Origin of the sequence: Actinospongiicola halichondriae (assembly GCF_049103745.1) — a bacterium.
GTDB classification, from domain to species: domain Bacteria; phylum Actinomycetota; class Acidimicrobiia; order Acidimicrobiales; family Salinilacustritrichaceae; genus Salinilacustrithrix; species Salinilacustrithrix halichondriae.
This window is the reverse complement of sequence record NZ_CP171622.1, coordinates 1,718,469-1,734,820: the sequence shown is the minus strand read 5'-3', so window position 1 is coordinate 1,734,820 and position 16,352 is coordinate 1,718,469. Positions and strand designations below refer to the sequence as shown.

15 protein-coding genes are annotated in these 16,352 nt (G+C 68.9%); 6 read left to right on the top strand and 9 right to left on the bottom strand.

Annotation, left to right across the window (positions count from 1 at the left end; all coding sequences use genetic code 11):
• Positions 1 to 6: 6 nt before the first annotated feature.
• From AB8619_RS08510 to AB8619_RS08500, 3 genes are all read right to left on the bottom strand, one after another.
• Positions 7 to 1,389 (bottom strand): ABC transporter substrate-binding protein, encoded by a 1,383-nt coding sequence (locus AB8619_RS08510; protein ID WP_436796038.1) that lies wholly within the window; start codon positions 1,387 to 1,389, stop codon positions 7 to 9.
• Between the two features lie 73 nt (positions 1,390 to 1,462).
• Positions 1,463 to 2,557 (bottom strand): acyl-CoA dehydrogenase family protein, encoded by a 1,095-nt coding sequence (locus AB8619_RS08505; RefSeq protein WP_436796037.1) that lies wholly within the window; start codon positions 2,555 to 2,557, stop codon positions 1,463 to 1,465.
• A 25-nt stretch (positions 2,558 to 2,582) separates the two neighbouring features.
• Positions 2,583 to 3,752: an acyl-CoA dehydrogenase family protein gene (locus AB8619_RS08500; protein ID WP_436796036.1), complete on the bottom strand. Its 1,170-nt coding sequence runs from the start codon at positions 3,750 to 3,752 to the stop codon at positions 2,583 to 2,585.
• Between the two features lie 176 nt (positions 3,753 to 3,928).
• On the opposite strand from AB8619_RS08500, the gene AB8619_RS08495 reads away from it, so the two are divergent.
• The 4 genes from AB8619_RS08495 to AB8619_RS08480 are packed head-to-tail and all read left to right on the top strand — an operon-like array spanning position 3,929 to position 9,621.
• Positions 3,929 to 5,353, top strand: a complete 1,425-nt coding sequence (locus AB8619_RS08495) for an ABC transporter substrate-binding protein (protein ID WP_436796035.1) — start codon at positions 3,929 to 3,931, stop codon at positions 5,351 to 5,353.
• Positions 5,350 to 7,401, top strand: a complete 2,052-nt coding sequence (locus AB8619_RS08490; protein WP_436796034.1) for an ABC transporter permease — start codon at positions 5,350 to 5,352, stop codon at positions 7,399 to 7,401. Before AB8619_RS08495 ends, AB8619_RS08490 begins: the two co-directional genes overlap by 4 nt.
• Positions 7,388 to 8,944, top strand: coding sequence for a choice-of-anchor P family protein (locus tag AB8619_RS08485; RefSeq protein WP_436796033.1), 1,557 nt, complete (start codon positions 7,388 to 7,390; stop codon positions 8,942 to 8,944). Before AB8619_RS08490 ends, AB8619_RS08485 begins: the two co-directional genes overlap by 14 nt.
• A complete protein-coding gene (locus tag AB8619_RS08480; RefSeq protein ID WP_436796032.1) occupies positions 8,941 to 9,621 on the top strand; it encodes a hypothetical protein in 681 nt (226 codons plus the stop codon). Before AB8619_RS08485 ends, AB8619_RS08480 begins: the two co-directional genes overlap by 4 nt.
• Here AB8619_RS08480 and AB8619_RS08475 read toward each other — a convergent pair whose 3' ends face one another.
• The gene (locus tag AB8619_RS08475) at positions 9,622 to 10,728 is read right to left on the bottom strand and encodes a CaiB/BaiF CoA transferase family protein (RefSeq protein ID WP_436796031.1); all 1,107 of its coding nucleotides are present in this window, start codon (positions 10,726 to 10,728) and stop codon (positions 9,622 to 9,624) included.
• Positions 10,729 to 10,732: 4 nt separating this feature from the next.
• Entirely contained in the window at positions 10,733 to 11,638 is a 906-nt protein-coding gene (locus AB8619_RS08470; protein WP_436796030.1) for an alpha/beta fold hydrolase, read from the bottom strand.
• Positions 11,639 to 11,733: 95 nt separating this feature from the next.
• On the opposite strand from AB8619_RS08470, the gene AB8619_RS08465 reads away from it, so the two are divergent.
• Entirely contained in the window at positions 11,734 to 13,179 is a 1,446-nt protein-coding gene (locus tag AB8619_RS08465) for a hypothetical protein (RefSeq protein WP_436796029.1), read from the top strand.
• Between the two features lie 289 nt (positions 13,180 to 13,468).
• On the top strand, positions 13,469 to 14,227 hold the full coding sequence (locus AB8619_RS08460; RefSeq protein ID WP_436796028.1) for a crotonase/enoyl-CoA hydratase family protein: 759 nt from the start codon (positions 13,469 to 13,471) through the stop codon (positions 14,225 to 14,227).
• 15 nt (positions 14,228 to 14,242) lie between these two features.
• Here the strand turns inward: AB8619_RS08460 and AB8619_RS08455 are convergent, their stop codons facing one another.
• The 4 genes from AB8619_RS08455 to AB8619_RS08440 all read right to left on the bottom strand — a co-directional run bounded on the left by AB8619_RS08455 (position 14,243) and on the right by AB8619_RS08440 (position 16,339).
• Positions 14,243 to 14,653, bottom strand: coding sequence for an NUDIX hydrolase (locus AB8619_RS08455; RefSeq protein WP_436796027.1), 411 nt, complete (start codon positions 14,651 to 14,653; stop codon positions 14,243 to 14,245).
• Positions 14,650 to 15,123: an N-acetyltransferase family protein gene (locus AB8619_RS08450; protein ID WP_436796026.1), complete on the bottom strand. Its 474-nt coding sequence runs from the start codon at positions 15,121 to 15,123 to the stop codon at positions 14,650 to 14,652. The genes AB8619_RS08455 and AB8619_RS08450 overlap by 4 nt, the downstream gene beginning before the upstream one ends.
• 6 nt (positions 15,124 to 15,129) lie before the next feature.
• Complete coding sequence (locus AB8619_RS08445; RefSeq protein WP_436796025.1) at positions 15,130 to 15,759, bottom strand: hypothetical protein; 630 nt, start codon at positions 15,757 to 15,759, stop codon at positions 15,130 to 15,132.
• 139 nt (positions 15,760 to 15,898) lie between these two features.
• Positions 15,899 to 16,339 carry a universal stress protein gene (locus tag AB8619_RS08440; protein ID WP_436796024.1) on the bottom strand — a complete coding sequence of 147 codons (441 nt, stop codon included), beginning with the start codon at positions 16,337 to 16,339 and terminating at the stop codon, positions 15,899 to 15,901.
• Positions 16,340 to 16,352 lie beyond the last annotated feature (13 nt).

Here is a 16,352-nt window from a genome sequence, read left to right as displayed (position 1 = left end):
TGCGCCCTAGGCGCCCGGGACCTCGACGGAGACGATGTCGTCGGGGTCACAACGGAAGCCCGAGTCGGGGGCGTAGCGGACAAAGGCGCCGTCCTGCACCCGGAGGACCGCCACGCACGACGACGCAGCGTTCTGTCCGGGGTTGGTGGGCGCATGGAGCCCGCCGGCCTCCCAGTCCTCGATCCCGGCTGCGGTCTCGAGCACGCACGTCCGTGTGAGGTTGTCGGCGACGTCACATTCCTTCGCTGCGGTCGCGAAGAGCAGCCAGGCCGACGTCGACTGGGCGCCGAGCACGGCGACCTTGCCGCCGGTGGCTTCGACGTTGTCGAGGTACTGCTGTGTCGCAGAGCCCGGCTCGGCCTCCTCGAAGGGCGTGAGTGCCGTGCGGATGAACGTCCCCTCGGCGGCGTCACCCGCCGCGGCGAGGTACTCCTTGTCGTAGAAGTTCGTCTCCTGCAGCGTGACCGCCGGTGCGAAGTCGATCTCCTTCATGGCTCGCTGGAGCTTGGCGAAGTTCTCGCCCTCACCGACGAAGGTCAGGAACTGGACATCGGCATCGCGCAGTGCGATGGCGAAAGGCTGCCAGTTCGACTCGCCACCGATCGAGTAGATCTGCGTGTCGACGGTGACGTTGCCAGCCTGCTCGTAGGCCGAGCGGTACCGCTCGTAGGTGACGACGAGCGTCTGGAAGTCGGAGTACACGTAGCCCGTCCGCTTCCCGGCGTCCGGGAACTCGTCGGCGACGAGATGCAGTGCGCCGATCGGCACCTGGTCGCTGGCGTTGGGGATCGCCTGGACCGACCGCCGTGCGATCGGGTCGTCGCCCACGTTGCCGGACTTCTCGGGCGTGACCGAGAACCCGGCGATGTCGATGAGACCGCACGCTGCACCCACGGTGGGCCAGAGGTTGTCCTGCACGGCACCGGCGCCCACGAGTGCGAAGTCGGTCTTGCACGCCTCCTCGACCACCGGTTGGTAGTTGCTCAGCGCGGCGTCGTGGAGGTTGAGCTTCAGCTGCTTGCCGTTGATCCCCCCGGCAGCGTTGCACCACTCGACGAAGGCCGTCGCGGCGTCGAAGATCTCCTGGTTCAGTCCCTGTCGGCCCGTGAATCCCGGGTCGGCCACGGTGCCGAGCTCGATGCTGTCCTCGGTGATGCCCTGGATGTCGGCGGCGTCGGCATCGGCGAGGGCTCCCCCGCCCTCGTTGGCCCCGCACACATCGGTCAGCGTCCCGAAGTCTCCCGGCCCTGCGTCGGAGCCGGATGGCTCGTCGGTCGGCGTCGTGGTCGTCGACGGATCGTCCACGGCATCTTCGGTCCGGTCACCGCCGCATGCAGCGGCGACGAGCGCGATGGTGGCCATGAGCACGGCCAATCCGCGAGTGCGCATCCTGGTGTTCCCCCTGTGGTTCGGTTGTGACTGCAGCTGTGATGAGGAGCTCCCGACGGGAGCAGTGAATGTCCTATCCGATGGTGAGTGGCTCCGCGGCGATGGCCGCTCCGAGGTCGCGGGTGCACGCACTCGCACCTCCGAGTTGGAGCTCGAGGTCCTTGGCCCACCGGAAGTAGCGGTGGACCGGGTAATCGATGTCGACGCCGATTCCGCCGTGGACGTGCTGCGCAGCGTGGACGACACGCTGCGACCCCTCGCACGCCCACATCGCAGCGCTGGCGGCGGCTTGGACGGCCGGAAGGTCGCTGTCGGTTCGCCAGGCGGCCTGCCGGGCCGTCGCCTGGATGAGGTTCACGTCGAGCCAGGCGTCGGCCATGCGGTGCGCCACGGCCTGGAAGGTACCGATCGGCGAGCCGAACTGGTGGCGCTCCTTGCAGTGGTCGGCGGCCAGACGGAGTGCACCGGAGGCGATGCCGCCGAGGTGGGCGCAGCGGAGCACGCGGAGCTCGTGGTTCAGGGTCGACAGCGCGGACAGGCCGTCGGCTGCGTCCAGACGTCGCGCCGGCGTGCGGTCGAGGTGCACGCTGCGCAGGACCTGACCCGAGAGCGTGGTCGAGTCGACCGTGCTCACGTCGCCCAGATCGACGGCGAAGAGCGCGACACCGTCGGAGGTGCGGGCACTGACGAGGAGGTACGTGGCCGCGGTGGCTCCGGATGCGAGTCGCTTGTCGCCCGAGAGCACCCAGCCGTCGTCGGTCTGGTCTGCGGTGACGTAGGGATCGGCCGACTCGCGAGCATCGGGGCCTTCGCGCAGTGCGGGGACCACGATCGCTCCCCCGGCGACCTCGGCTGCGAGCGGATCTCCGGCGGCAGCGAGTGCTCGCCCGCTGGCGACGACCTCGACGTAGGGCACCATCGCTGCGTGGGCACCGACGGCTTCGGCCACCATGGCCGCCTCGGTGAGTCCGTAGCCCCCGCCGCCGCACGCCTCGGGTAGCGCGAGCGCCACGAGATCGGCCGCGAGCAGTGCATCCCAGAGCGAGGCATCGTGCGTGATGCCGTCGCGTTCGAGCGTTCGGAGTGCGTCCGGTGTCGACCGGTCGCCGATGATCTGCATCGAGAGGTCGATGACGGCTTGCTGGTCGTCGGTTGGTGAGAGATCCATGGGTTCCTCGTTCGATCCTCGTCCGTCAGGTCCGCGGGACCCGGGGAAGCCCGAGCCCGAACAGGGCGACGAGATCCCGTTGGATCTCGTTCGTGCCGCCGCCGAACGTCAGGATCAGCGAGCCCTGGCACCCGCGTTCGAGACGTCCGGCCAGTTCCGCTTCCGGTGTCCCGCGCTCGAGCGCCGCAGCCGGTCCGATGATCCCCATCAGCAGCCGATAGGCCTCGAGATAGAACTCGGTTGCGTAGAACTTCGTCGCCGACGCGTCGGCAGGGTTCGCGCCCTCGGACGAGGCGACCTTCCAACTCATCAGCGTCACGGCGTCGAGCCCGGACACGACCTTGGCCAGGTCGGCCTGGACCCACTCCTGGTCGATCACCCGGCGACCATCGGGGAGCTTCGTGTCCTTGGCCCAGTCGACGACGTCCTCGATGGACCGACTGATCATTCCGGGCGGGCCGAGCGAGACGCGCTCGTAGTTCAGTTGGTTCGTGATCAGGGTCCAGCCGCCGTGCAGTTCACCGATGATGGCGTCGTCGGAGACCCGAACGTCGTCGTAGTACGTGTTGAACGTCGACGCGTTGACCATCGTGTCGATTTTCGTCATGGAGAAGCCCGGGTCGGTGGTGGGCACTGCGAAGATGGTGATTCCCGCATGTTTCGAGGCGTCAGGATCGGTGCGGGCCGCCAGCCAGACGTAGTCGGCGTAGCTGGCGAGGCTGGTGTAGATCTTCTGCCCGTTGATCACCCATTCGTCGCCGTCCTTGACGGCTGTCGTCCGCAACGACGCCAAATCGGTGCCTGCTGAAGGCTCGGTGTAGCCGATCGAGAAGTGCAGCTCGCCGGCAAGGATCCTGGGAAGGAAGTAGGTCTTCTGGGCCTCCGTCCCGAACTCCATGATCGTGCGGCCGACGGTGTTGATCGACAGGAACGGGATGGGGGCCTGGGACCTCCACGCCTCGTCGAAGAAGATGAACTGCTCGACCTCGCCCTTGCCCTGGCCGCCGTACTCGACCGGCCAGCCGAGCCCGAGCCAGCCGTCGGCGCCCATCTTCCGGGTGGCCGCGAGGCATGCCGGACCGCCGGTCTCACCCTGGGCCACCTCGGCCGCCACCTCTGGCGTCATGAGCGCAGCGAAGTAGGTGCGCAGCTCGTGACGAAGGGCTTCTTGCTCCGGGGTGTAGGCGATCTGCACAGGGGTCCTCTCGCGGGTCGGTGTCCCGAGGATCGTGAACTGGCGCAACCATATCTGACACCGCGTCAGATATGGTTGCGATCTCTGGGGAGTCCGATTCGTCGCGACACCTCGGCGGACATGACGTGCTCGCATGCTGGGACCCGAGCGGTCTGATGAGGGGAATTTGCAGATCCATGCGCCGAAACGCCATCGCACTCTTCGTGGGGGTCTTCTTGATCGCCGCCTGCGGCTCTCGTCTGACCGACGAGCAACGAGCCGCGCTGGCGACCGACAGCGGATCGAACACCGCCGACGTCCTCGACGGCCCGGGAGGCTCGAACGACCCTGACGGCACCACGACCACCACGAGGGCCAAGGTCGCCGGCGGTGGCAGCGAGACGGCAGGACCGTCGGACGACGGCACCTCTGGGCCGGTCGACGGCAGCCCCGACGATGACGGCGGTGGCGTGGTCGTGGTCGGAGGCTCGTCGTGTGGCGGCGGCGCCGACAGCGACGTCGGCGTGAGCGAGACCGAGATCAAGATCGGCAACGTCTCGACGATCTCCGGTCCCATTCCCGGGTTCGGTCAGACCGGCGTCAACGCGGTCAAGGCCTATGTGAACTTCGTGAACGCCACCGGTGGCGTCTGCGGCCGCAAGCTGACCCTCGTCACTGCTGACGACCGACTCCAGTCCGGCACCAACAAGTCCGAACACGACAAGCTCAGCGACCAGGTCATGGGCTTCGTCGGCGGCACCACGGTGGTCGACGACGGCGGTGCGCAGTCGATCAACGGGAGCAACATCGCCTACACCGGCCTGGCGATCACCGACGCGATGATCAGTTCGGCCAACAACTTCCCGACCACACCGCTCGACCCGGCGTCGAAGGGCAACAACGCCGCGGCCATCTTCCGCTACCTGAAGGACGTGGAGGGGGTGTCGAAGGCCGGCCTGATCGCTCCGGCCCAGGCGGCAGCCAAGGCACGAGCCGCCGACTACCGGGCCGACTTCGAGAACGCCGGGATCCCCGTGGTGCTCGACGCCGAGGTCGCCGTGACCGAGACCAACTACGCCGGTGTCGCCCAGAACGTGAAGAACGCCAAGGTCGACGTGCTCGTCACCACGCTCGAGATCACCGGCATGTCGAACCTCGCCCGCGACCTCCAGACCGTCGGCTACTTCCCGAAGGTCCCCTTCTACGGCGCTCAGGCCTACGGCCGGGACTTCCTCTCCCGTGCGGGCGAGGCGGCCGAGCCGACCGTGCTCGGGCTGGCGTTCTCGATCCTCGAGGACGCCGGCAGCGTCCCCGCGATCAACGACTTCCTCACCTGGTACCAGAACACCAACCCGGGTGCGGACATCGACTTCTTCGCCATCCAGTCCTGGGTGGCTGCCGACCTCTACGTCACGGCGCTCCGACAGGTCGCCGGAGAGCCGACGCGGGACAAGGTCCTCGCGCAGCTCCAGGGCATCAAGGACTACGACGCCAACGGCTTCATCGCTCCGATCACCCCGGCTGCGAAGCAGGGGCCGCGTTGCTTCATGATCGCCAAGGTCAGCGGCGGCAAGTGGGTCCGTGCCCATCCCAGCTCCGGCTTCGAGTGCGGGTACGCGTGAACCCCGCAGCATCGGCGCGGCGGTTTGCGGGGCCCGTCCTCGGCGTGCTGCTGACGTTCTTCGTCTTCAGTCAGGCGAACACGGCATCGGACTTCTTCCAGTTCACGATGATCGGGATCGCCGTCGGGTCGGTCTACGCCATCAGCGCCGCCGGGTTGGTCCTGACGTACACGACGACCGGCGTCTTCAACTTCGCCCACGGCGCCGTCGGGATGGTGGCCGCCTATCTCTACTTCCAGCTGAAGGTGCAGCAGGGTTGGCCCACACCGATCGCCATGGTCGTCGTGATCGTCGTCCTCGGTCCCCTCGTCGGTCTCGTGCTCGAGCGGATCATGCGCTCGTTCGCCGGAGCGTCGGCCGGCACCACGCTGACGGTCACGATCGCGTTGACCGTCATGTTGATCGGTCTCATCCAGACCATCTTCCCGGACGACCAGGCTGCTCGTGTGGTGCCGTCGTTCTTCGGGAACGACAAGACCATCGAGGTCTTCGGCGCCCGCTTGCCGTGGGATCGACTGTTCGTGATGGCGATCGCCCTCGCGGTCGCGGTTGCGCTCCGCTATCTCCTGTACGTCTCGCGCACCGGCGTCGCGATGCGCGCGGTCGTCGACAACCCGGACCTCGCATCGCTCAACGGCACGAACCCGGTCATGATCGCCCGCTTCTCGTGGATCCTGGGCTCGACGCTCGCGGCGCTCGCCGGCGTCCTCATCGCTCCCGGCCAGGGAGCGCTCCAGGCAGCAGTGTTCGCCTTCACCGTGGTGACCGCCTTCGGTGCTGCGGTGGTCGGCAAGCTCCGCAGCCTGCCCCTGACCTTCGCCGGTGCCATCAGCCTCGGCGTGCTGCAGAACTGGATGTCGGGCATCGTGCTCGTCAAGCAGGACAGCATCATCGGCGACCGTTTCCTCACGGTGATCCCGTGGAGTTCGGTGAGCACTGCCCTGCCGGGGCTCTTCCTCCTCGCTGCGCTGTTGTTCCTGCCCGAGCAGCGTCTCTCCGTCGGCCGCCTCGTCGGTCGTGACGAACCACGCACGCCGTCGCTTCGTGAGTCGGCGGTCGGCGCCGTCGTCTTCGTCGGGGCGGTCTCGCTCATCTCGGCCGTGATGCCGTCCGACTACCTGCTCGACGCGGGCCGCTCGATGGTCTACGCCGTCCTGCTGCTCTCGCTCGTCGTGCTGACCGGCTTCTCCGGACAGATCTCGCTTGCGCAGTACGTGTTCCTCGGCGTCGGAGCCTGGGCCATGGGCAGCGTCGGCGGTGGCGACAGCATCCTCGGACTGGTGGCCGCCGCTGCGGTCGCGGTTCCCCTCGGCGCCATCGTTGCTCTGCCCGCGCTTCGGCTCACGGGCCTCTACCTGGCGCTGTCGACCTTCGCGATCGCCGTCGCCAGTCGAGAACTGATCTTCCAGAACGACAGCGTGTACGGCATCGACAACCAGGTGGTCGGGCGTCTGAACCTCTTGGGCCTCGACTTCAGCGGCAACCGCGTCTTCATCGTGCTGTGCGCCGGGATCTTCGCCATCGTGGCTGTCGGCGTGCTCGCCATCCGTCGCTCGGCCTTCGGGCGACGGCTCTCCGCGGTGCGCGACTCCCCCGCCGCCTGCGCCACGCTCGGCCTCGACATCCGCCGGACCAAGCTCATCGTCTTCTGCACGTCGTCGGCGATCGCCGGCCTCGCCGGCGGTCTCTTCGGCGGGGTCAACGCGTCGGTGGGCACCATCGACTTCGAATCGATCAACAACGTCGTGCTGTTCCTCTTCGCGTTCGTCGGCGGCGTCACCACGATCACCGGAGCCCTCATCGGCGGCATCCTGTTCGCGCTGCTCCCGTTGGTGCAGTCCGAGTCACCATCACTGGCCGGCGTGGTCTTCGCTGCCGTGGCGATCGCTGCGGTCCTCCTGGGAAAGCAGCCCAACGGCATGGCGGGTCTGCTCTACGAACGCCTCGCCCGATGGAAGGCCGGTCCGGCGGTCCCCGAGCTCGGAGAACCCGACGCCACCCTGATCACTCCGTCTGTCGTCCCGGAGGCACAGCATGCATCGCACTGACCGCTCACGACGCCGTTTCGCCGGACTCGTCGCCGTCGCGTTCGTGCTCGGCATCGCCGGGGTCCCCCAGATCGCCGACGCACAGACCGAGGGGCAGGCAGACGTCGGCCAGTTCGGCGGCTACATCGCCTCGGCCCGAGGCAACGCCATCCAGATCACGTACGACTCCCCCAACCTCCTCGCCACGGGTTCGCCGGTCGTGCAGTTCTCGGTCCCCGAGGCGCTCGCGACCTTGAACTCCGGTCCCGTCGGCTACTCGCTCGCCAGCTTCCTCTTCCCCGGTCCGCTCATCGCCGATCTCGACGCGGCGCTCGCGGCCAGTGGGACCTCGACCGGCATCCCGCCCTACCCGGTCCGTTCCGAGGCCTTCTTCCCGTCCGGCCCGACGTCGACGTCGCAGGGAGAACAGGGCACGGAGATGGTGGCGACGACCGAGTTCGCCGACTCGCAGGCTCGTGCCTCGTACGCCGGCCTCTCCCTCGACCCGGTCGCCAGCATCGGTGGGATCACGGCGGCCTCCCAGACGCTGATCGAAGGCGACCAGCTCGTCTCCCGGGCACGGAGCGACGTCTCCCGGATCAGCATCGCCGGCGGCCTGATCTCCATCGACGGCGTCACCTCGGACCTCGTCGCGACGAGCAACGGCGCCGAGGCCGCATCGAGCGGCGGGACCTCGGTGACCGGCCTCGAGATCCTCGGCCTCCCGGCGACCGTCGATGCCGACGGTGTCCGTTTCGTCGAGCGACCCGACCGTCCCGACGATCCGGCGAACCCGGTGCGCGACGCGCTCGACCCGCTGCTCGGCGGTGTGACCGGCCCCGTGGGCGACGCCCTCGACGAGACGCTCGCCGGCCCGCTCAACGACCTGCTCGACCAGGTCGGTGGAGCGGGCGACCAGGCGCTGCAACAGCTGTTCGAGGCGTCGGGCATCGAGATCAAGCTCCTCGATCCGGTGGCGACCAGCGAGGGTGGTCTCGCGACGCGTTCCGCCAGCGGGCTCTCGGTGACGTTGAACTACGACGGTCAGAACACTCCGGTGCTCACCGACGTCTTGGCCCTCCTGCCGACGGCCGACCTCCCGTCGGAGAACCTCGGGCCGATCCCGTTCTCGCCCCAGGCGCTCGTGAAGCTCCTCGAGAAGGTGCACACCATGAGCTTCGTCATCGGTGTCGCCGACGTGTCGGCGAGCGCGACCGAGGCCTTCGTGTTCGAGGACCCCACCTTCACCCCCACGACACCGACGCCGTCCCCCGTCTCGGGCGGCACCTCCCCCGGGTCCACCACGTCCGGTGGCTTCGAATCCGCCACGCCGGCACTCCCACCACCGTCCGCTCCACAGACCGTGGCGCCGGTCCCGGTGTCGAACGCCGCCACCTTCCCGTTCGGTGACGCGATCCCCGCACTCCTCATCTTCGCTGCCGTTCTCGGCACGCCGTTCTTCGCCGCTGGGTCCACGAGACTCGCCGACAACGCCCTCGCACCGGTCTTGGCGTCGTGTCCCGACGGCCTCGACCAACCGCCCCTCCAGGAGGCTGGCTCATGAGCACCACCCATCGTCAGAGTCCTCTGCGAGCGCCGGACGCATCAGCGGCACCGGATGCGCCCGCGACTCCACCGCCGCCACCGGCTCCGGAATTCGACGGGTTCGTCCAGCACCCGGACCTCCCGGTCCAGAGCGACGGTGATCGCCGGGCGTTCGCCGACGCCGTTCGACGCCTTCGTACGGGCGGTCAGTCGCTCGACCTTTCCGAGCGGACGCTGATGGTCGCCGCTGGAGTCGTCGCTCCTCTGGGGCTCGTGTTCGTGCTGCTCGGTTGGTACGGAGCGGCACGCACCTCGAACCTGTTCGAGCAGATCCCGTATCTCATCTCGGGCGGTCTCTTCGGCCTGGGTCTGGTCTTCCTCGGTGCTTTCTTCTACTTCGCCCACTGGCTGACCGAGTTGGTCAAGGAGTCGCGAGCCGGCTCGGCTGCGCTGCTCGAGGCGATCGCTGCGCTCCAGCGGACGATCGTCGACGGGTCGACCGCGCCGGCTCCGTCCGCGGCGAACGGCACGCCCATGGACGGCGACGTCCTCGTCGCGACCGCCCGTGGCGCCATGGCGCACCGGGCCGCGTGTCCGGTCGTCGCCGGCAAGAGCGATCTCCGTCAGGTCTCGTCCGCCGATGCACTGGCACCGTGCAAGATGTGCGAGCCGTACGAGGACGAGTTCTCCGGCTGATCAGCCTGCGGGACGGCTCCACCGTCGCCGGACGGCGTCGACCGCCACCGGCGCTGTCGCCGGTCTCGGAGCACCAGCAGGCGTACCGGAGAACCGTGGCGCCGGCGCCGGTTGGACCGCACCGTCGACGTGTACCACCGTGCGTCGGCTCCGGAGATGGTGGTGACCGGCGAGTTCGCCCATGGCGATCACGGGGGCGACCCACGCATCGGTGCCCTCGAACGCCTCGGCCCACGCATCGCGACTCCGGGTGAGGAACACGTCTTCGAACGCCGCCCTCAGCTCCGGCCAGCGCTCCTGGTCGTTCTGCTCCGGGAGGTCGGTGTCGGCGAGCCCGAGCCCGTCGACCAGGGCGGCGAAGAAGGGCGCCTCGATCGCGCCGACGGCGACGTACCTGCCGTCGGCGCACCGGTAGCAGTCGTAGTAGGGCGCCCCGGAGTCGAGGAGGTTGGTGCCGCGCTCGTCGGACCAGAAGCCGCTCTCGCTCGCACCGATCAGCGCTCCCATGAGCATTGCCACCCCGTCGACCATCGCCGCGTCGACGACCTGGCCCCTTCCGCCACGAGCGGCCGAGAGGAGGCCCGCGGTCATGCCGAAGGCGAGGAGCATCCCACCCCCGCCGAAGTCTGCGACGAGGTTCAGTGGTGGGGTCGGGGGCTGATCCCGTCTGCCGATGTGCGCCAGCGCCCCGGCGGTCGCGGCGTAGGTGATGTCGTGGCCGGCGCTCTGCGCGAGCGGGCCGTCCTGTCCCCAACCGGTCATCCGGCCGTAGACGAGGCGGGGGTTGCGTTCGAGGAGCACGTCGGGGCCCAGGCCGAGTCGCTCGCACACGCCAGGACGGAACCCTTCGATGAATCCGTCGGCCGCATCGATCAATCCGAGCACCGTCTCGATGCCCGCTGGGTCCTTCAGATCGACCTCGATGCAGTCCCGGTTGCGGTTGAGGACGTCGAACCGGCCCATGGCGCCGTCGCCGCCCTCGCCGGGACGCGTCACCCGCACCACGTCCGCGCCGAGGTCGGCGAGGGCCATGGCCGCGAAGGGTGCCGGACCCAGACCGTTCAGCTCGACGATGCGGGTCCCGACGAGCGGACCGGACGCGGTCACCCGGTCAGATCCGGCTGACGACGTCGTCGACGGCCGTGCGCACGGCGCTGCCGAACCCCGGGCGGGCACACGCAGCATGCCCGTCCTCGATCCGGTGCACCGATGCCCCGGAGATCGCGAACGCAAGACGCGCCTGCTCCGGGGGTCTGATGGCGAGATCGCGCGTCGTGACGAGGCAACTGGTCGGGACGTCGATCGACCCCACCCATCGTCGAGCGTTGTAGTTGCCGATGGCCTGGCCGGCCTCGAGGATCGTGCGCGGGTTGTGTCGGCGCATCTCCGCCGCGGCCCAGCGGCCCATGGATGCGGGTCGTCCGGGCGCATCGGTGGGGATGCGCTCTCGGAGTGCGCGGATCGGCAGGCGGGTGAGCTGCTGCCCGGCCCGGGTTCCTCCTGCAGCGGCGGCCATGGCCGACGTGAAGATGAATCGCTCACGGGTGCCGACCACGAAGCTGGACGAGGTCGCGGCGAACACGAGGCCGGCGACCTTCTCGGGGTGGCGCTTCCAGAGGAGCTGCGCCACCGGTCCGCCCATCGAGTACCCGACGGCGACCACGGGGCCGCAGTCGAGATGGTCGATCAGCGCAGCGAGGTCATCGGCGCAGTCGGCCAGACGGAATCGACGCCGTGACCGGATTCCACGTCCGTGGCCCCGGAGGTCGGGGGCCACCACGCCATGGGTGCCTCGCAGGTCGTCGAAGGTCTGGAACCAGTTCAGACCGCCGCTCGCGAGCCACCCGTGGATGAGCAGGACCGTCGGTGCATCGGCCGGTCCGGGGATGCACCGGGCGAACGTCGTGCCTCGACCCTCGAGTTCGATGCGCTCTCCCAGCGGCAGCGGCGGGCCAGGGACCGCATCGGGTTCGTCGTACTCCCGTACCAACTGCACCACGCCCGTACCTCGTCCCATGCGGCGATTCTGACACACCGTCAGATCGCGATCGCGGCGTTCTCGGCGTCTCAATCGTCCGGGTCCCAGGCGGTCCGGTACATTGGCGGGCCGCTATGGCCACCCGCATCGAGATCGAGCTCACCAGTCGCCGCGATGATGCGACCTTCACCTGGAGGGCCGCAGGAGCGCGTGAGCCCAAGGGCGTGGCTGATGCCACGCTCTTCCCCGCCGACTCCGTCGTCGGGGCCAAGTTCCGGGTCGATGCCGAGGTCGAACTCGACGGGATCACCATCGTCAGCGTGCTCCCGCCCAAGGAGCCGAAGAAGAAGCCGGTCGAGACGCTGCAGCTCCTGGCGCGCGACGACGAGCCGCTCGTGACCCAGCAGCTCGCCCCGAAGACCCGCCGCGGCGACGGCGACCGCAAGGGACGAGGCTCGCGCGACCGCAAGCCCCGCTCCGGTGGCAAGGGCGGCGAGGGCCGAGGCGACGGCGGCAACCGCGGCGGCGATCGTCCCCGCACTCCGGCGAAGCCCAAGCTCCCCCCGAAGCCGAAGGCACCGCGCCTGAAGGCCGGCCGTGCCCATCGCGACGAGGTCGTCGCGGGACTGCCGGAAGAGCAGAAGCCGGTGGCCCAGGAGGTCATCAAGGGTGGTCTCCAGGCCGTGCGTCAGGCCATCGCGACCCAGAACACGCAGCTCGAGACCGAGGGCAAGCCCCAGATCGACGAGACGCGCATGCTGGCCCTGGCCGAGGAGTTGCTCGTCAAGGTCCGCGCCGCCGAATGGCGCGACCGTGCCGAGGCCGCCCTCGAGCAGGCCACGACCGTCGACGTCCGCGATCTCCGTTCAGTGGTCACCGCGGCCGACGGTGCGGCGAAGGACGAAGAGACCCGGGCCCTGGCTGCACGACTCCGCGAAGCACTCGCTGCCCGCCTCGACGCCGACCATCAGGGATGGATCGACGAGATCATCGAGCTTCTCGACGACGACCGCGTCGTCCGTGCGCTCCACCTCTCGTCCCGTCCGCCGAAGGCCGGCGCTCCCCTGCCGGCGCCCGTCGCCATGCGGCTGGTCGAGGCCTCGAACGCCGGGATGACGAACGAGGTGTCGCCCGATCGTTGGGGCTACATGCTCGATGCGCTCGCCCACTCGCCGGTGCGACGCCAGGTCGTGCCTGCATCGCTGCCGACCAAGGTGACCGACGAGCTCACGACGATCATCAAGCGCCACGCCGCTCGCCTGCCCGAGATCGCCGAGATCTTCGGCATCCAGGCCGACAAGAAGCCGCGCAAGCGCAAGAAGCCGCGTCCGCCCGCGCCGGAGACCAAGGCCGACGACGCCACCGCGACCGACGAAGCTCCGGCCCCGGCCGAGACGTCGGAGGCTCCGACCACCGACGCACCCGCGACGGAAGCCGAGGCTGCGGACGCCGCCGAAGCAGATGCGATCGCGACGCCAGACGAGACGACGCCGGTCGCTGAAGAAGCTCCGGTCGCCGACGAGGCGCCGGTTGCTGACGCTTCGGTCTCGGAAGAGACCACGGCGAGCGACGCCAGCTAGCTCGACGACGTCCGCGACGTGCGGGCGTGGCTCTGACGTCCCCGGTATTCGCCGGTCGAGGTGTCCTCGTCCCAGCGCGCACCGCACGAGGCGCACACACACGAGTCGATCCGCAGTGAAGCCAGGTAGAGACGATCGATCTCATAGGCCTCGCAGAATGGACACTGCAGCCGGCTCGCCTCGTCACCCGTTTCGGCGCTCACGGCGGCACCATACCGTCCGAGCGCGCCCCTCGTGACACGCGACAGGCAATGGGTGTTGCCACAACTGCCAGCACTAGGGTCGGCGCATGATCGACTACGAGAAGCGGGGCAATGTCGCCCTCATCACCATCAACCGTCCCGAGGCGCGCAACGCCGTGAACGGCGACGTCGCCGAGGGCATCGAAGCCGCCATCGACAAGCTCGAGGCCGATGACGAGATCTGGCTCGGCGTCCTCACCCACGAGGGTCCGGTCTTCTGTGCCGGCGCCGACCTCAAGGCCATCAACTCCGGCGATGCCGGCCGCCTGTCGACCAAGACCGGCGGCTTCGGTGGCATCACCTCCAAGGAGCGCACGAAGCCCATCATCGTGGCCATGAACGGCCCGGCCTACGCCGGCGGCTGCGAGATCGTCCTCGCGTGTGACCTGGTCGTCGCCTCGACCGACGCCAAGTTCGGTGTCCCGGAGGTCAAGCGCAACCTGGTGGCCGCCGCCGGCGCCCTCTTCCGCCTCCCGAAGGCGATGCCGAAGAACCTCGCCATGGAGATGCTCCTCACCGGCGACCCGATCGACGCGCAGCGCGCCTACGAGGTCGGGTTCGTGAACCGCCTCGCCGAGCCGGGCAAGGCCGTCGACGTCGCCCTCGAGTTCGCTGCCCAGATCAGCGAGAACGCTCCCCTCGCCGTCCGCAAGAGCCGCGAGATCGCGCTCAAGACGTACGCCGACGACGACGCCGCGTTCCAGGACTCGATGGTCGCCATGGGCGAGGTCATGTCCAGCGAGGACACCGGCGAGGGCCTGACCGCCTTCATCGAGAAGCGCAAGCCCAACTGGAAGGGCCGCTGACCCACTCCGCGGCCGTCAGGTGATCGTGTCGATGATCTGGTGGTCGTGGAGGAACTCGGCCAGGCCCTCGATCAGGGGCCACTCGGCCACTTCGTGAACCGGCACCCATGCGACCTCGGCGGCATCGTCGCCGGCGGTCGCGGGTGCATCGGGTTCGAGCAGGGTCACCCAGTGATCGAGGACCACGAAGTGATCGTCGCCATCGAACCGCTCGACCACGCCGACGAGCGAGCCACAGATCCCCTCGAGGCCGGTCTCCTCGCGTAGCTCGCGCACGGTCGCCTCGGCGAGGAGTTCTCCGTGTTCGACACGCCCCCCGGGCACCGACCACGAGCCGGCCGCAGGCCCTCGCCCTCGACGGATCAGGAGCAGCCGGTCGTCGTGGAGGACGATTGCGCCCACGGCGAGTTCGGGGCGCGACGTCATGACGGCAGTGGGCGGTGCACCACGATCGCCCGGGCGACGAGGCCGAAGGACTCGAAGAAGTTCTTGGTGTGCCGGTCCCCCGGCAACGCCACCGAGTCGATGCCGAAGCAGCCCGAGTCCGTGGCCCACTCGATGATGGCGTCCATCATCGCCTCGCCCACGCCGACGCCACGCGCTCCGGCGAGCGTGAAGATGTCGGTCACTCGGCCGAGGGTCGATCCGTCGCGCATCGGCAGTCGACGCACGACGCCGTAACCCACGGGCACGTCGTCGATGGTGCCGACGACCACGTGGACGTCGGCGTCTTCGAGATCAGCTTGCACTGACGGCGCGGTCGGGATCGGTCGTGCCGCCTCACGCCGCCACAGTGCACCGCCCCGGTTCGGGGTCAGTTCCTCGATGGCCAGTGTGGCCAGGTCGGCGACGACGTCGAGGTCGGAGGCGTCCGCGGGGCGGGCCGAGACCTCCATGGGCGCTCAGCCCCTCTGCAGTTGCGTGATGCGGTTGAGGATCGTCTTCCGGGCCCGGGTCGCCGACTCGTAGGCCTTGAGGGCGTCGAGGTCCGCTGCTGCGAGTCCACGGAGCCGGCTGACCACCTGGCTGGCCGAGAGGCTGTCGTAGTCGGGGATGCCCAGCGACGAGGCCGACAGCTTCTTGGCCGGCTTCCTCGCGGCGCTCTTCTTGGCCGGGGCCTTCTTGGCGGTGGTCTTCTTCGCCGTGGACTTCTTGGCAGGCGACTTCTTGGCAGGCGACTTCTTGGCCGTGGTCTTCTTGGCCGGCGTCGTCTCCGCCGACTTGGCCACGGCCGGCTCGGGCGCTGGCGCCTTCTCGGCTGCAGGCTTGGCCGGAGCCGGAACCAGTCCGACGGCGACGAGTGAGTCACGGACCTGGCCCTGGGCCTTGCCGACGCGCTTCTCTGCTTCGCTCTGGCCGACCTGGACCGCCATCTGGCCCATCATGCGGGCGACCTGGACCTGTGTACGGCCCTTCTCCACGAGCTTCGGGAACAGCGCCGGGCCGTCGAACAGCAGGCCGATCGGGGCGTAGACGAAGGTGTCCATCGCCTGGTCGACTGCCTGCTCGAGGGGGTTCTTGTCGTCGCTCACAGTCCGGAATGATGGCGCACAGCGACCGGTTCGTACCAGTTCTGCCCTACGACACCCTCACACCATCGGTTCTGGTGAACGTTCGTGCCGTCTGATGGTCTCATCCGTTCACCAGAACGGGTTGGGGTGAGATCTCGGGTCAGGAGGCGGTGTGGACGACGAGTACGTCGGCCGGAGCATGGTGCAGGACCGTGCTGGCGACGCTCCCGAGCAGGAAATGCGCCGAAGCGGTGAGGCCGACGGAGCCGACCACGATCAGGTCGGCGGAGAAGGTCTCGGCTGTCTCGATGAGCATCTCGGCCGGGGCTCCCGCCACGGCCTGGACCACGACGTCGGTCACCCCGGCGGCGTGCGCGGCCTCGCGTCCCTCACGGGCGTGCGTCTCGGCAGCATTGCTGTCGGTCAGCATCCAGCGGACGTCGGAGGGAATTGCGTCGTCCGGGGTGTCTCCATGGCGCTCGAAGGCCGTCGTGACCACCAAGCGGGCGTTGTCGGCGGCTGCCAGTTCCGCAGCCCGTTCCACCGCCCGTCGAGCGGTGTCGGAGCCGTCGGTTCCGACGACGATCGTTCGATAGGCCATCAGTGGGCTCCCA

Bases quoted from the DNA above. Each gene is read 5' to 3' on its own strand.
- AB8619_RS08510 (WP_436796038.1), bottom strand. From the start codon at position 1,389: ATGCGCACTCGCGGATTGGCCGTGCTCATGGCCACCATCGCGCTCGTC.
- AB8619_RS08505 (WP_436796037.1), bottom strand. From the start codon at position 2,557: ATGGATCTCTCACCAACCGACGACCAGCAAGCCGTCATCGACCTCTCG.
- AB8619_RS08495 (WP_436796035.1), top strand. From the start codon at position 3,929: ATGCGCCGAAACGCCATCGCACTCTTCGTGGGGGTCTTCTTGATCGCC.
- AB8619_RS08485 (WP_436796033.1), top strand. From the start codon at position 7,388: ATGCATCGCACTGACCGCTCACGACGCCGTTTCGCCGGACTCGTCGCC.
- AB8619_RS08480 (WP_436796032.1), top strand. From the start codon at position 8,941: ATGAGCACCACCCATCGTCAGAGTCCTCTGCGAGCGCCGGACGCATCA.
- AB8619_RS08470 (WP_436796030.1), bottom strand. From the start codon at position 11,638: ATGGGACGAGGTACGGGCGTGGTGCAGTTGGTACGGGAGTACGACGAA.
- AB8619_RS08465 (WP_436796029.1), top strand. From the start codon at position 11,734: ATGGCCACCCGCATCGAGATCGAGCTCACCAGTCGCCGCGATGATGCG.
- AB8619_RS08460 (WP_436796028.1), top strand. From the start codon at position 13,469: ATGATCGACTACGAGAAGCGGGGCAATGTCGCCCTCATCACCATCAAC.
- AB8619_RS08455 (WP_436796027.1), bottom strand. From the start codon at position 14,653: ATGACGTCGCGCCCCGAACTCGCCGTGGGCGCAATCGTCCTCCACGAC.
- AB8619_RS08450 (WP_436796026.1), bottom strand. From the start codon at position 15,123: ATGGAGGTCTCGGCCCGCCCCGCGGACGCCTCCGACCTCGACGTCGTC.
- AB8619_RS08440 (WP_436796024.1), bottom strand. From the start codon at position 16,339: ATGGCCTATCGAACGATCGTCGTCGGAACCGACGGCTCCGACACCGCT.